We start from the raw sequence: 13,940 nt of genomic DNA on the forward strand, positions 1-13,940 counted from the left end.
TGCTTGCGTTCCCTTACGCCGCTCCCGGCTTTCTGTGAGGCGGGTAACATCGTATTAAAAGCGCCAACTTCACTGCATCGTCTGCGTTCTAATCCGTACATGCCAACGTGATGACAAGGAGCACGACATGCAACGCAATCACAAGCCGCAGATCCTGAAACAGGTCCTGGCCGCCTCGGCCGCGCTACTGGTCGCCGGCGGCGCCTTTGCCCAGGCCAGCGCTCCCGCTGCACCGGGCGCAGCACCGGCCGGCAAGCACGGCATGGGCCACCACCACCGCCACCACGGTGGCGGCATGTGGATGAAGGCGATCGATACCGACGGCGACGGCGCCATTTCCAAGGCCGAGGCCGACGCGTGGTTCAACAAGCTCGACACCAATCGCGACGGCAAGATCGACAAGGCCGAGATGGATGCGCAGCGCAAGGCCGCCATGGCCGAGCACCACGCGCGCATGCAGGCCGCCTTCGACGAGAAGTTCAAGGCCGCCGACAAGAACGGCGACGGCGCGCTGACCAAGGCCGAGGCCAATGCCGGCCTGCCGCGCCTGGCCAAGCGCTTCGACCAGCTCGACGCCAACCGCGACGGCAAGCTGACCCGCGATGAAATCCGCGCCGGCATGGAGAAGATGCACCGCGACCGTCCCCATCGTGGCGAACGCGGCCCGCGCGGCCCGGCCGCCCCGGACAACCAGCCGGCACCCGCCAACCCGGCGGCGCCGTCGACCAGCGGCGGCTGAGCGGTTCCCGGCAGTGCCGCCTGAGCGCCGCTGCCAGCATACCGACCAAGCGCGCGAGCCTGAGGGCCGCGCGCTTTTTTTGTCCGTTCAGCGGACAACGTGGAGCGCTCCGGGACAGGAACGCACTGGCGCGGACGCAAACGCCCGTAGAATGCCGCTTCCCTGTTTGCCGGAAACCTGCGCACCACCTCGCCCGTTCTCCGGTCAGCGCGCTTCCGCGATACCCGGCGGCGCCGCCAGACTGGGATTTGCCCGGCCCGAACGGCTGACGCGCGAGTGACCGATAAGGCCGCCCACCCCACAAAATCGGGCGCGGATCGGATGTAATTTCACAAAAAATTGCGTACTTGTGCACGGCTTGCTAAATTTGCGCAAAAAAATTGCCAATAAACATATTGCGGAGCAACAATATCGTGAGCAAGGTGGAGTTGGACAAGATCGACCGGAAGATCCTGGAAGTGCTGCAGACCAACGGCCGGTTGACCAACCTGGAGGTGGCCGAGCGCGTGAACCTGTCGCCCAGCCCCTGCCTGCGCCGCATCCGGCGGCTGGAAGAGATCGGCGTGATCCGGCAGTACGCGGCGCTGCTGGAGCCCAACAAGATCGGGCTCGGCCTGCTGGCCTATATCAATGTGCGGCTGGAAAAGCATGGCGGCGCGCCCAAGGGCAAGGCTCCGCTGGACCTGTTCCGCGCCTCGATCGCCGTGTGGCCGGAGGTGGCGGCGTGCCATGCCATGACCGGGGAGATGGACCTGCTGCTCAAGGTCTATGTCGAGGACATGGAGCACTTTGCGCGCTTCATGCAGGAACAGCTGCTGGCGCATCCGTCGGTGATCGACGTGCGCTCGAGCTTCGCGCTGGAAAGCATCAAGGACACCACGGCGCTGCCGGTGGGCAGCGCGGCCTGAGGCGGTGCGGCCGCCCGGGCCCGCAAAGCAAAACGGCGCATCGTTGCGATGCGCCGTTTTTGTCGATGCCGTGCGGACCGGGGTTCCGGCCGCTCAGGCGGTATGCTTCTGCGGCACCATGGTGCGCCAGAAGCGCAGGCCGAAGCGGCGTGCGTCGCGCAGGTTGCGGCGCACCGCGTAGTCCAGGTCGGCGAGCTGCTCGTCGAGCGCCTCGCTCAGGCGGCTGGCGGTATCCGCAGGCGGCAGTTCCAGGTAGGCATCGGCTTCGCCGTAGGCATACTGGACCTTCATGCCGGCCTTCTTGGCGATATGCATCATCGCGGCGTTGCGCGACAGGCAGTGCATGTAGAGCGTGCGCACGCTGGTATTGCGACCATGGATGGCGGCTCGCTCGAACAGCGCGCTGCCGATGCCGCGGCCGCGGGCACTGCCGGACACCGACACGCCGAACTCCGCCACGCGTCCCTGGGCGTTGTCGCGCAGGTTGGCGAAATGGCCCACGCCGATCAGCTCGAGTTTGTCGTCGTAGACGCCGAACACGCTGTCATGGTCGAAGTCGATGCTGTCGACATAGGCTTCGATCACGTGGTCGCCCACCGACTGGCCAAAACGGAGCAGGCGATCCTCCTCGCCCAGGGCGAGGAAATGCTTCAGCAGGCGCGAGCGGTGGTGGGCCGACAGCTCGCGCACCAGGACGGTGGCGCGGTGGGCGGCTTGGGCGGCTTCGGCTGCCTTGCGCAGATCTTCGTCGGTCAGTGCGCCGACGGCCTTGCTCAGTTCGAGCGGGTTCACGATGATTCCTTCCGGTGCTGTCAGATAAAAAATAGGCACTGCGGTGGTGTTTTTCCAGGCACTTTTCCCCGTAACCGTGCGAGACTCGGGGAAACACCAACTTGATGCAGCACGAAAAGTATTGTAGTGGAATTGTCAGTTTGACGTAAGCTTCCTGCGCCGCAGCAGAATCCTTTGCGGCCGCGCTGTGAAATAAAGTCCAATAAAAACAACGACTTATATAAATGTGATGAATTGTTGCGCGCCTGGAGTTGTGGATTTGGTGCAACGCGACAATTCACCAACATGCCGCCGAATTTTCTGATCACCCAGACCGCCCTGACGTCTTTCAATGAAAGAACCCCCCATCGTTGTGATCTACGCGCACCCGACGCCCAGCCGCTCGCGCGTGAACCGTCCGCTGGCCGACGCGCTGGACGCGCTGCCGCAGGTTCAGGTACGCGACCTCTACCGCAGCTATGTCGACTACGACATCGATGTGGTCGCCGAGCAGCGCGTGCTGTCGGTGTCGGACACCATCGTGCTGCAGTTCCCGGTGCGCTGGTACAGCGTGCCGGCCCTGCTCAAGCTGTGGCTGGATGAAGTGCTGGAGCCGGGCTGGGCCTATGGCCCGGGCGGCACCGCGCTGCGCGGCAAGTCGCTGCTGGCGGTGGTCAGCACCGGTGGCACGGCCGACGCGTACGGGCCGGAGGGCACGCATGGCCATCCGATCGCCGAGTTCCTGCTGCCGCTGGAGCAGACCGCCTTGCTGTGCGGCATGACGTGGCTGCCGCCGGTGGTTCTGCACGACGCCAACAATGCCGACGCCCAGGCGCTGGCCGACCATATCGCGCACGTCTGCGGGCGGCTGGGCACGCATCCGGCGCCGGCGGAGGTGCAGGCATGAACCAGCATGATTTCCTGATTGCGCTGCTGGTGTTCCTGGTCGCGGCGGTGGTGGCGGTGCCGCTGGCGCGGCGCGGCGGGCTGGGCGCGGTGCTGGGCTACCTGCTGGCCGGCGCGGCAATCGGCCCGTTCGCGCTGCGCCTGGTGACGGATGTCGAATCGATCCTGCACTTCTCCGAGTTCGGCGTGGTGCTGATGATGTTCGTGATCGGCCTGGAACTGGAGCCGCGCAAGCTGTGGGCGCTGCGGCGTAGCATCTTTGGCTACGGCGGCGCGCAGCTTGCCGCCTGCGCGCTGGTGATTGGCGTGGCCGCGGCGCTGGCCGGCGCGCCCTGGCAGGTGGCGCTGGTGGCGGGGCTGGGGCTGGCGCTGTCGTCCACCGCGATCGCGCTGGCGACGCTGACCGAGCGCAACCTGTTCGGCACGCCGGCGGGGGCCGCGAGCTTCGGCATCCTGCTGTTCCAGGACATCGCCGCGATCCCGATGATCGCGCTGCTGCCGTTGCTGGCTACGCAAGGCGCCGCAGGGGCCGGCACCGGCGCGGCCGGCTGGCTGGCGGCGGGCAAGGCGGTGGCGGTGATCGGCGCGGTGGTGGCCGGCGGCCGCTACCTGGTGCGGCCGGCGCTGCGGTTTATCGCCCGCACCGACATGCGGGAGATGTTCACCGCCTTTGCGCTGCTGCTGGTGGTCGGCATCGCGCTGATGATGGACGCGGTGGGCTTGTCGATGGCGCTGGGCACCTTCCTGGCCGGCGTGCTGCTGGCCGATTCGGAATACCGCCACGCGCTCGAGGCCGACCTGGAGCCGTTCAAGGGCCTGCTGCTGGGGCTGTTCTTCATGGCGGTCGGGATGTCGATCGACTTTGCCGTGCTGGCGCGCTCGCCCTGGCTGGTACTGGGCCTGGTAGCGGCCTTCGTGGTGGCCAAGACCGCGGTGCTGGCGCTGCTGGCGCGGTATTTTACGATTGCCCGCGGGCAGCGCCTGCTGTTCGCGTTGCTGATCTCGCAGGGCGGGGAATTCGCCTTCGTGGTGTTCGGCGTCGCCGGCGGCGCCGGGCTGCTGCCGCGCGAGACCGAGGCCTTGCTGGTGCTGGTGGTGGCACTGTCGATGGTGGCCACGCCGCTGCTGCTGCTGGCCTATGACCGGCTGGTGGCGCCGCGCATCGGCGCCGGCAAGGCGCGACCGGACGAAGTCATCACGCCGCAGCACAACCCGGTGCTGATCGCGGGCTTCGGGCGCTTCGGCCAGATCATCGGTCGTCTGCTGTACACCCAGGGCGTGGGCGTGACGGTGCTGGACCACGATCCGGACCAGATCGAATTTTTGCGCCAGTACGGCTTCAAGGTCTTCTATGGCGACGCCACCCGGCTGGACCTGCTGGAGGCCGCCGGCATTGCCGACGCACGCATCCTCGTGGTGGCCATCGACAGCATGGACGACAGCCTGGCGCTGATCGACCGTGTGCGCGAGCGCTTCCCCGATCTGCAGATCTACGCCCGCGCGCGCCACGTCTCGCATGTCTACCAGCTCAAGGACCGCGGCGTGCAGCTGTTCGAGCGCGAGATGTTCGAGGGCTCGCTGATGCTGGGCCGGCGCGTGCTGGAAGGGCTGGGCTTCGACCCCGGCGAGGCGCGCAACGTGGCGCTGCGGTTCCGGCGCCACAACATCGAGGCGATCGACCGCTTCTACCCGCACTACACCGACCAGAAGAAGCTGGTTTCGCTGGCGCGCCAGGCGCGCGACGAGCTGGAAGAGATGTTCCGCCAGGACCGCGAGCAGCGGCGCCAGCGCGAAGAGGCCGAGTGGATGTAGGCGCGCGGGAGTGGCCCCGCCTGACCGCGCCCGGGCGGTTCAGGGCCCGGCGGCAGCGCGCCCGGGCAGGCCGCCTTCGAGCAGGTCGACCACCATCTCGGCAAAGTCGGCGTACGAAAGCCGGCCGCCCGGTTTGAGCCAGGTGAAGGTCCAGTTGATCATGCCGAAGATGGTCATGGTCAGCGCGGTCTGGTTCTCGCGGGTGACGCGCTCCGGATAGGCGCGGCGCAGCAGCCGCGAGAACGCCGCGACCACGTCGCGCTCGCGGCCCAGGATCAGGTCGCGCTGGGTCTCGGCCAGGAACTTGACGTCGTTGATCAGGGCGATATGGCGCGTCTGAGAGGTCTCGTACTCGGCCAGGAAGGCGCGGATCAGGTTGCCGAAAGCATCCTTGTCGGTGCGCGCATGGCGCTCGGCGTCGGCTTCGACTTCGGTGACGAGCAGCATCAGCCGGCGCGTGTAGCGGTCCAGCAGGTCGAACAGGATCGCTTCCTTGCTCTCGTAGTAGTGATACAGCCGCGCCTTGGAGGTGCCGCAGGCGGCGGCCAGGTCGGCCATCGAGGTGCTGGGGTAGCTGCTGTTGGCAAAGGCGGCGGCGGCCAGGTCCAGGATCTGCTCGCGCTGCGCCTCGAAATCGGGTGCCTTGGTACGGGCCATATATTCTTGTTTATTCGCCCCCGCCGCCGGCATGGCGGCGCAGCTCACAGGTATCGAGCGAGTCGGCGTTGCCGCGCAGCACCAGCTGGCCCATGGCGATCAGTTCGCGGCAGCGCCAGAACACGAACCAGTCGCTGGCCAGCAGGCCCTCGATCGCGCCCATTACGCTGCCGACCACCTGCGCCGCGGGGGTCCAGTCGGCCGGGGCGCGCTCCATGATGATGTCGTCGATGGTGCGGTAGGCCGCGGGCACCAGCGTGTTGCCCTTCCACAGCCGCACGTCGGCGTTTTCCTTGACGTTCTGCTGCCACTCGTAACCCAGGCGCCCCAGCCGCAGCACCGAGACCGGCGCGATGGTGGAGAAGCGCCGCGCCAGCCGCGCCGGCGAGTACATGCCGATCGCCGCCAGGTTGCCTTGCGCGGGCGTTTCCAGTTCGCGCAGGTCCATCGCGACCTCGTTGATCCGCTGCGGCGCCTGGTACAGGTGGAACACCACCCGGCGCAACATCAGCTGGTCCGCCGCGCTCTGGCCGTGCCAGATCGCCACTTCCATGTCGTCCTGCCGCAGCGCCAGCAGCTGGTCCAGCGCCTGGCGCATCTCGGCGGCGAAGTCGATGTCGGTGTGCGGGGCGACGCGCTGCCAGAAGCCGGAACGGATCATCCCGGTGCTGTCGATGTCCGCCAGCGGACCGACCGCGAGATCGTCGCGCAGCACCACGACAGGGTCTGGCCGCGCAGCCTGGGCCAGTGCCTGGCGCAGGGTCGTGCCTGCTACATCACCGTTGACGACGTGGATATATTGCATGGCCGTGATTGTATATGGGTGGGGCGGTTCGCTGGCGCCGCCGCGGCGGCCGCGCGACAGCTGCCCGCACCGCGCGCCTGATCACCCGCCTGCAAGCATCGCGCCAGCAGGGCGCCGCCTGCCGCCATTGTAGTCACGGCCCGTGCTGGCCAATGTCGGCGATTGTCTGACGACGCACCCCGACGGCGTACCAGTATCAGCGTTCGTCGTAGCTGACCACCACCCGCGGCGTCAGCGCGCGTGCCTGGCAGGTGAGCACGAAGCCCTTGTCCATCTCCCAGGGCTCGAGCGTGTAGTTCTTTTCCATCTCGACTTTGCCTTCCAGTACCTTGGCCCGGCAGGTGCAACAGACGCCGCCCTTGCAGGCGTAGGGCAGGTCCAGCCCGGCGGCCAGCGCGGTGTCGAGCACGTTGGCGTCCTCTAGCGGCAGGCGCATGCGGTGCTGCTTGCCATCGAGCACCACCACCAGCTCCGCCGTGCCGGCATGGTCGGCGTGATCAGGGTGGGCGGCGGCCGGCTTGCGCCGGGTCGGTGCCAGCGGCACCCCGAAGCGCTCGGCGTGGATGCGGTGCGGGTCCAGGCCCGCATCGCGCAGCGCCGCCTCGACCTCGTCGATCATCGATGCCGGGCCGCAGACAAAGGCCGCGTCGATGTCGTCGACCGGGATCAGGGTCTGCAGGAAGGCGGTCACCCGGGCGTGGTCGAGCCGGCCGTGCAGCAGGTCGACCTCCTGCGGCTGGCGCGACAGCACGTGGTAGAGCGTGAAGCGCGCCAGGTACTGGTTCTTCAGGTCCTCCAGCGCTTCGGAAAAGATGATGCTGTCGACATTGCGGTTGCCATAGACCAGCGTGAAGCGGCTGTGCGGCTCGGCCTGCAGCGTGGTGCGGACCAGCGACAGCACCGGCGTGATGCCGCTTCCGGCGGCGAAGGCGACGTAGTGGCGAGCGGCGCCGGCATCGAGCGGCACGTGGAAGCGCCCGTCGGGCGTCATCACGTCGATGACCTGCCCGGGGGCGATGGAATCGTGCAGATGGCTGGAAAACAGCCCGTCCTCCACCAGCTTGACCGCGACGCGCAATTCGCCGTGCGCGTCATAGTCCTGCACCGCCGAGCAGATCGAGTAGGAGCGCCGCAGGTCCTTGCCGTCGACCGGCGCCTTCAGCGTCAGGAACTGGCCTTGCGTAAAGCGGTAGGCATCGCGCAGCGCGTCCGGGACCTCGAACGCGATCGAGATGGTGTCAGCGGTCTCGGGGCGCACCTGCGCCACGCGCAGCGGGTGGAACTGTGGGGTCATGGCTGCCTGGCTCGGCCCGGGGGCTCAGTAGGGTTTGAAATAATCGAACGGCTCGCGGCAGTCCAGGCACCGGTACAGCGCCTTGCAGGCGGTCGAGGCAAAGCGCGAGATCTCCTGCGTATGGACGCTGCCGCAGCGCGGGCAGGCCACGGCATCGGGCGCGCCGGCCCGCGCGGCGCGCGGCACGAAGCGCAGCGGCTGCGTCCCGGCCGGCGTGCCGCACTGTCCCGGCGGCGCGATGCCGAACGCGCGCAGGCGCTCGCGCGCGGCCGGCGTGATCCAGTCCGTGGTCCAGGCCGGCGCCAGCACGGTGCGGATGCGCCACGGCGCCAGCCCGGCACGGTCCAGCGCGTGGCCGATGTCCTCACCGATCTGCGACATCGCCGGGCAACCGGAATAGGTCGGCGTGATGACGATCTCCAACGCGCCATCCGGCGCCGCTACGACCTCGCGCAGAATGCCCAGTTCGCGGATCGACACCACCGGGATCTCCGGGTCCGGCACCGCCTCGAGCGCCGCCCATGCGCGCGCGACGCGCGGGTCGGTGGCGCCTGCGTTGTGCACGTGATGGGATGGAAGGGCGGTGACGTTCATGTGGACCGAGCCTTTGCGCTGAAGCGTGCGCTCACCAGTTTGCTCACCATTGCGCGCCCGGATGGGCCCGCGCCAGCCCCTGCATCTCGCCCAGCAGGTAGCTCATGTGTTCCGAATGCACGCCGTGCTTGCCGGCCGAGACAAAGCCGGTGGCCGGCGGCAAGGTCAGCGTGGCTGCCTGCAGCGTCTCGGCGACGGTGGCGTCCCAGGCCGGGCGCAGCGTGGCAGTGATCGCGCCGATGCCCTGCGCGGCGGCCTCGCTTTCGACCGCGTCTTCCGCAAAACACTCGTTCATATACGGCAGCAGGTTTTCCAGCGCCTGCTGCATGCGCGCGTGCGAGGCCTCGGTGCCGTCGCCCAGCCGCACCACCCAGCCGGCCGCGTGGTGCAGGTGATAGCGCGCCTCCTTGATCGCCTTGGCGGCGATCGCGGCCAGCTGTTCGTCCTGGCTCGCCTGCAAGGCCCGCCACAGCTCGACCATCAGCGCGCTGTACAGGAAGTTGCGCATGATGGTGACGGCGTAGTCGCGTTCGGCTGCGGCGTTGCCGGACAGCGGGCCGCGATGCGGCAGTTCCAGCAGGGTCCAGTTGCGGAACTCGCGCTCCGCGCGCCAGTAGGCGTAGTCGTCCTCATGGCGGGGCAGGCCGGTCAGCTCGCCCTCCAGCTCGCCGGCGCGGCCATACAGCAGCCGCGCCTGGCCGATCAGGTCGAGGCTGATATTGGCCAGCGCGATGTCTTCTTCCAGCACCGGCCCATGGCCGCACCATTCGGCATTGCGCTGGCCGAGGATCAGGGCGTTGTCGGCCAGGCGCAGCACGTAGCGCAGCGCGGCGGTGCGCGCCAGCGGCAGGTGGTCGAGCGAGGCAGGCACGGCAGGCTGTGGGGACGCGATCATCGTGCGGGCCTTACATGTGGTTGACTTCGTCGGGCAGCTGGTAGAACGTCGGGTGCCGGTAGATCTTGTCCGCCATCGGGTCGAACAGCTCCGGCTTTTCTTCCGGCACGCTCGCGGTGATGGCCGCGGACGGTACCACCCAGATCGACACGCCTTCCTGGCGCCGCGTATAGACGTCGCGCGCCATGTGCAGCGCCTGCTGCGCGTCGGCGGCATGCAGGCTGCCGCAATGCTTGTGTTCCAGGCCCTGCTTGCTGCGCACGAACACTTCCCACAGCGGCCATTCCTTGCGTTGCATCGTGGTCTCCTTGGCGATGTCAGGGATCAGGCGGCGGCGCGGCCGGCGCCCGATTCGCGTTCGGCCAGCTTGGCGGCGTGGGCCAGCGCGGCTTCGCGCACCCAGGCGCCTTCCTCGTGCGCCTTCACGCGGGTGGCCAGGCGTTCCTTGTTGCAGGGGCCGTCGCCGTTGATGACACGCCAGAATTCATCCCAGTCGAGCGGGCTGTAGTCGTAGTGGCCGCGTTCGACATTCCATTGCAGGCCGGGGTCGGGCAGGGTCACGCCCAGCACGCGCGCCTGCTCGACCGTGGCATCGACGAACTTCTGGCGCAGGTCGTCGTTGGAGATGCGCTTGATGCCCCAGGCCATGGTCTGGGCGCTGTTGGTCGAGGCCGCGTCGGGCGGGCCGAACATCATCAGCACCGGGAACCACCAGCGGTTGACCGCGTCCTGCACCATCTCGCGCTGGGCGTCGGTGCCGCGCATCATGGCCAGCAGCGCATCGAAGCCCTGGCGCTGGTGGAACGATTCTTCCTTGCAGATGCGGATCATGGCGCGCGCATACGGCCCGTACGAGCAACGGCACAACGGGATCTGGTTCATGATCGCGGCGCCGTCGACCAGCCAGCCGATCACGCCCACGTCGGCCCAGGTCAGCGTCGGGTAATTGAAGATAGACGAATACTTGGCCTTGCCACTGTGCAGCGCGTCGACCAGGTCGTCGCGCGAGGCGTCCAGGGTCTCGGCCGCCGAATACAGGTAGAGGCCGTGGCCGCCCTCATCCTGCACCTTGGCCAGCAGGATGGCCTTGCGCTTGAGCGACGGCGCCCGGCTGATCCAGTTGCCCTCTGGCAGCATGCCGACGATTTCAGAATGCGCGTGCTGCGAGATCTGGCGCACCAGGGTCTTGCGGTAGGCCTGGGGCATCCAGTCCTGCGGCTCGATCTTGCCGTCGGCGGCCATGCACGCATCGAACGCCGCCTGGCAGGCGGCTTCATCGGGGGGCGCACTGGCCTGCGCTGCATCGGCGTGCTGGCCGGGCAGGTCAAGACTCTGCGTGTACATGGTGTCTCCTCTGGCGGGGCGCCGCGTCAATTCGGTCCGGCGCGGCTGGCCCTATTATATATAAGCCGACCGGTCGGTCAATTTAAGCGGTCATACCCGCCTTTTGAGTTTGCGTCGGCGCATGACGTCGGCTTCGCCCGATGTGTACTATCCAAGACAAGCGGCTACCGCGCCGCTTCTCTTTCCCATCGACGGAGGTACGCTCATGACAAGCGCGGCATACAGCAAGATCGTGGTGGCGGTGGACGGCAGCAGCACGTCAGACCTGGCGGTTGATGAAGCCATTCGCGTGGCATCCCCGGGCGGCGCCACCGTGCTGGCGCTCTATGTCGTCGATACCGGCACGCCCATGTTCGACGCCGGCTACTACGACCCCGGCCAGTTGCAGAAGGCCTTCGAGGACAGCGGTCAGCGAGCCCTGCAGGATGCAGCGCGACGGCTGGCTGGCGCCGGTGTCACGCATGAAACCCAACTCGTGACCGTGGCTGCGGTGCCTGGCGACATCGGTGCGTCCATCAATGAGGCCGCGCGCCAATGGGGAGCTGACCTGCTGGTGATCGGCACGCATGGCCGGCGCGGCGTGCGCCGGCTGGTGCTGGGCAGCGTGGCCGAGGCGCTGATCCGCCAGTCCACCGTGCCGGTGCTGCTGGTGCGCGGCGAAGCGAAAGCCGATTGAAGCGTCCCGCGGCAGCGGCCTTAGCCTGCAAAGCGGAAGTGGCCGCTGCGTAGCACGATTTCGCGCGCCTCGGTCAGCTCGAACAGGCTTTCTGCCAGGCGCTCGATGCGCTGGCGGTTATTGGTGAAGGCCACCACCAGGTCTTCTTCGCGCGGCGAGCGCGCGCCGAAATGGGCTTCGAGCGCCTCGGCGGTGACGGAATACAAGGTGGGACTGCCGTTGACCGTCGCGGGGCAGGACAGCGTCAGGCTGGCTGCACAGTAGGTGGGGAGGCTGCGAGGGAACGTGATGTCTGGCATGGCGTGCCTCGTGCTGGCGGCGGACGTATCCAATCAATATAGGCCAAGGCCGAATTCCGTAAAGCCCCGCGGCAAGTGGCTGGTCCAGACGTTGTTTCCCTCGTTGGCCATTTCCCGCTGAACTGCGCATGCGTGCGACTTTGCCACGGTTGTTGCGATGCGGAAATTCGTCGTGGCGGCGCCCAATTGAGGCGAAAAAAAACCCACGCAGGTTGTGCGTGGGTTGGAATCCACCGAGGTGGTGGAGGAGACAGACTTCACTATACATGCTTTGTTGCGACGCACCAAGTGTAATGTGTCAATGTACGATGATGCGCACATTACTGTTGTAAGAAGACAACAAGGGGGCAGCCTGGGGCGGTCAACGGAAAAGATATGCGGCGCCCACGGCACAAACAATTCCAGCCGCGTCCGCAACCAGCGCACAGCCAAGAGCATGCCGCGTGTTTCGCACATTGATGCTGCCGAAATAGACGGCCAGCACATAGAAGGTCGTTTCTGTCGACCCCTGGATAATCGCCGCAAGGCGTCCCTGGAACGAATCGACGCCGTAGGTCGTCATCACGTCGACCATCAAGCCGCGCGCACCCGCACCGGACAGGATCTTCATCAGGCCGACCGGCAGCGCGGGGACAAAGTCGGTGTTGATGCCCAGCATCCCAAAGCCCTGCATGAGCCAGCCCATCAGCACGTCCATGCAGCCCGCGGCGCGGAACAACCCAATGGCGATCAGGATCGCAACCAGATAGGGAATGATCTGCACCGCGACGCCGAAACCTTCCTTGGCGCCGTCGATAAACGCCTCGTATACATTGACCCGGCGCAGCGCGCCGCAAATCAGGAAGAGGGTGATCAAGGACAGGATGAAGCCGGCGCCAGCCAGCGCTGTCACGGTGCCGACCTGCTCTGGCGGCGCATGTTGCAACCACGCGAACATTGCGCCAAGCAACGCGATCACCAGTCCGAACGTCACCAGTACCGCTGGCCGCAGCAGGTTGATCCGTTGGACCCAAGCCACCGCCAGCAATCCGGCCAGGCAGGCGCCGCCGGTGGCCAGCAGCGTCGGCAAGAAGATATCGGCGGCGTTGAAACCGACCAGCCCCTGCTTGACCGCGATGGCCTGGCGGATGGCGATGACCGAAGTCGGGATCAGCGTCAGCCCGGCAGAGTTCAGCACGATGAACATGATCTGCGCGTCGGTGGCAACGTCCGGGCGCCGGTTCAGCGTCTGCAGCTCGCGCATCGCGTTCAGGCCCAGCGGCGTGGCGGCGTTGTCGAGTCCGAGCAGGTTAGCGGACACGTTCATCATCATCGCGCCCTGTGCCGGATGACCCTGGGGCACCCCGGGAAAGAAGTGCCGCAGCAGCGGGTTCACCAGCCGGGCAAAGGCGTCGACCACGCCGGCGCGCTCACCGATGCGCATGATGCCCAGCCACAGGCTCATTACCCCCGCCAGTCCTAGCGCGATCTCGAAGGCGGTGCGGGCGCTGTCGAACAGGCTGCTCAACATCGCCGGGAACACGGCGAGGTCGCCCTGGGCCACGCGGATACAGGCGGTGGAGAAGGAAATCAGGAAGAAGCCGAGCCAGACTACGTTCAGCGCCATTGGAAAAAGAGAAGCGGGAAAAGGGAAAGCAGAAAAACGTGAAAACAAAGCCGGGAAGATCCCGGCACGTCGCGCAACTCAGTCGATCACGGCCCCGCGCTCGGCGAGCAGCTCGCGCAAGACGGAGCGGTGACAACGCGTTTCGTCCTCGCAATAGCAGCCCACCGAGAAATTGGTCTGGTGCGACAGCGCCGCCAGCAGGTCCAGCGTCCGGCTGGCGTCCGGCTCGGCCATTTCCTTGCGAAAATGCCGCACGAACGCACGCCATTGCTTATCGTCGGTCGCATGCAGCGCCTGTGTGACCAGTTCTGGCGACGGCGAAAGCGCCGGATACCAGACATCATAATAATCGCGGCTCGCAAACTCCGATTTGGGCACGCCCCGCGGCGGCCGGCGCACGGTCCCGACGCGCAGGCCCTCGTCAGCGGCGCGCGGTGTACCCAGTCTTACGATTCTGATGGTCATGGGGATCCCGGGTTTGGCTCTGGCCGCCATGCAGGGCCGCAGCGACGGCGTGCCTGCTTCGCTCCAGCCCCAGATCATGAATCATGGTGCTGCGGCTGACAAACAGGTGCTCATTGTGGTGCTCATTGGGGAGGACTTTCCGGCGTCATCGAATTATTTCGTGGAATTG

The 13,940-nt window shown here is 66.8% G+C and carries 16 protein-coding genes; 5 read left to right on the forward strand and 11 right to left on the reverse strand.

From position 1 onward, the window contains the following. The first annotated feature begins 127 nt into the window (after positions 1 to 127). Together MKD38_RS24925 and MKD38_RS24930 are read left to right on the forward strand one after the other, a co-directional pair. The gene (locus MKD38_RS24925; protein WP_252681074.1) at positions 128 to 739 is read left to right on the forward strand and encodes an EF-hand domain-containing protein; all 612 of its coding nucleotides are present in this window, start codon (positions 128 to 130) and stop codon (positions 737 to 739) included. A 413-nt stretch (positions 740 to 1,152) separates the two neighbouring features. Continuing rightward, entirely contained in the window at positions 1,153 to 1,647 is a 495-nt protein-coding gene (locus MKD38_RS24930) for an Lrp/AsnC family transcriptional regulator (protein WP_252681076.1), read from the forward strand. Positions 1,648 to 1,740: 93 nt separating this feature from the next. Here the strand turns inward: MKD38_RS24930 and MKD38_RS24935 are convergent, their stop codons facing one another. Next, positions 1,741 to 2,439, reverse strand: coding sequence for a GNAT family N-acetyltransferase (locus tag MKD38_RS24935; RefSeq protein WP_092316573.1), 699 nt, complete (start codon positions 2,437 to 2,439; stop codon positions 1,741 to 1,743). A 331-nt stretch (positions 2,440 to 2,770) separates the two neighbouring features. Here MKD38_RS24935 and kefF point away from each other — a divergent pair, with 331 nt between their 5' ends. Together kefF and kefC are read left to right on the forward strand one after the other, a co-directional pair. After that, positions 2,771 to 3,325 (forward strand): glutathione-regulated potassium-efflux system oxidoreductase KefF, encoded by a 555-nt coding sequence (kefF, locus tag MKD38_RS24940; RefSeq protein WP_115711175.1) that lies wholly within the window; start codon positions 2,771 to 2,773, stop codon positions 3,323 to 3,325. Continuing rightward, positions 3,322 to 5,136, forward strand: coding sequence for a glutathione-regulated potassium-efflux system protein KefC (gene kefC / locus MKD38_RS24945; RefSeq protein ID WP_252681078.1), 1,815 nt, complete (start codon positions 3,322 to 3,324; stop codon positions 5,134 to 5,136). Before kefF ends, kefC begins: the two co-directional genes overlap by 4 nt. A 39-nt stretch (positions 5,137 to 5,175) precedes the next feature. Here kefC and MKD38_RS24950 read toward each other — a convergent pair whose 3' ends face one another. The 7 genes from MKD38_RS24950 to paaA form a co-directional block, all read right to left on the reverse strand. Then, positions 5,176 to 5,793 (reverse strand): TetR/AcrR family transcriptional regulator, encoded by a 618-nt coding sequence (locus MKD38_RS24950; RefSeq protein WP_252681080.1) that lies wholly within the window; start codon positions 5,791 to 5,793, stop codon positions 5,176 to 5,178. Positions 5,794 to 5,803: 10 nt separating this feature from the next. Beyond that, on the reverse strand, positions 5,804 to 6,598 hold the full coding sequence (locus MKD38_RS24955) for a DUF1835 domain-containing protein (RefSeq protein ID WP_092316566.1): 795 nt from the start codon (positions 6,596 to 6,598) through the stop codon (positions 5,804 to 5,806). A gap of 196 nt (positions 6,599 to 6,794) precedes the next feature. After that, on the reverse strand, positions 6,795 to 7,892 hold the full coding sequence (gene paaE, locus MKD38_RS24960) for a 1,2-phenylacetyl-CoA epoxidase subunit PaaE (RefSeq protein WP_252681083.1): 1,098 nt from the start codon (positions 7,890 to 7,892) through the stop codon (positions 6,795 to 6,797). Between the two features lie 24 nt (positions 7,893 to 7,916). Then, the gene (gene paaD, locus MKD38_RS24965) at positions 7,917 to 8,486 is read right to left on the reverse strand and encodes a 1,2-phenylacetyl-CoA epoxidase subunit PaaD (protein ID WP_252681086.1); all 570 of its coding nucleotides are present in this window, start codon (positions 8,484 to 8,486) and stop codon (positions 7,917 to 7,919) included. Positions 8,487 to 8,529: 43 nt separating this feature from the next. Next, the gene (paaC, locus tag MKD38_RS24970; RefSeq protein WP_252681088.1) at positions 8,530 to 9,381 is read right to left on the reverse strand and encodes a 1,2-phenylacetyl-CoA epoxidase subunit PaaC; all 852 of its coding nucleotides are present in this window, start codon (positions 9,379 to 9,381) and stop codon (positions 8,530 to 8,532) included. A gap of 10 nt (positions 9,382 to 9,391) precedes the next feature. After that, positions 9,392 to 9,679, reverse strand: a complete 288-nt coding sequence (gene paaB, locus MKD38_RS24975) for a 1,2-phenylacetyl-CoA epoxidase subunit PaaB (protein ID WP_012354162.1) — start codon at positions 9,677 to 9,679, stop codon at positions 9,392 to 9,394. A gap of 26 nt (positions 9,680 to 9,705) precedes the next feature. Continuing rightward, positions 9,706 to 10,725, reverse strand: a complete 1,020-nt coding sequence (gene paaA / locus MKD38_RS24980; protein WP_252681090.1) for a 1,2-phenylacetyl-CoA epoxidase subunit PaaA — start codon at positions 10,723 to 10,725, stop codon at positions 9,706 to 9,708. Between the two features lie 205 nt (positions 10,726 to 10,930). Here paaA and MKD38_RS24985 point away from each other — a divergent pair, with 205 nt between their 5' ends. Then, positions 10,931 to 11,401: a universal stress protein gene (locus tag MKD38_RS24985; RefSeq protein ID WP_252681093.1), complete on the forward strand. Its 471-nt coding sequence runs from the start codon at positions 10,931 to 10,933 to the stop codon at positions 11,399 to 11,401. Positions 11,402 to 11,421: 20 nt separating this feature from the next. Here the strand turns inward: MKD38_RS24985 and MKD38_RS24990 are convergent, their stop codons facing one another. The 3 genes from MKD38_RS24990 to MKD38_RS25000 form a co-directional block, all read right to left on the reverse strand. Then, complete coding sequence (locus MKD38_RS24990) at positions 11,422 to 11,700, reverse strand: DUF1488 family protein (RefSeq protein WP_252681095.1); 279 nt, start codon at positions 11,698 to 11,700, stop codon at positions 11,422 to 11,424. Positions 11,701 to 12,061: 361 nt separating this feature from the next. Then, on the reverse strand, positions 12,062 to 13,306 hold the full coding sequence (locus tag MKD38_RS24995; protein WP_252681097.1) for a nucleoside recognition domain-containing protein: 1,245 nt from the start codon (positions 13,304 to 13,306) through the stop codon (positions 12,062 to 12,064). Positions 13,307 to 13,384: 78 nt separating this feature from the next. Beyond that, positions 13,385 to 13,771 (reverse strand): DUF488 domain-containing protein, encoded by a 387-nt coding sequence (locus MKD38_RS25000; RefSeq protein WP_252681100.1) that lies wholly within the window; start codon positions 13,769 to 13,771, stop codon positions 13,385 to 13,387. Between the last annotated feature and the right edge of the window lie 169 nt (positions 13,772 to 13,940).

Source organism: Cupriavidus sp. WGlv3 (genome assembly GCF_023952475.1).
Lineage (GTDB): Bacteria > Pseudomonadota > Gammaproteobacteria > Burkholderiales > Burkholderiaceae > Cupriavidus > Cupriavidus phytorum.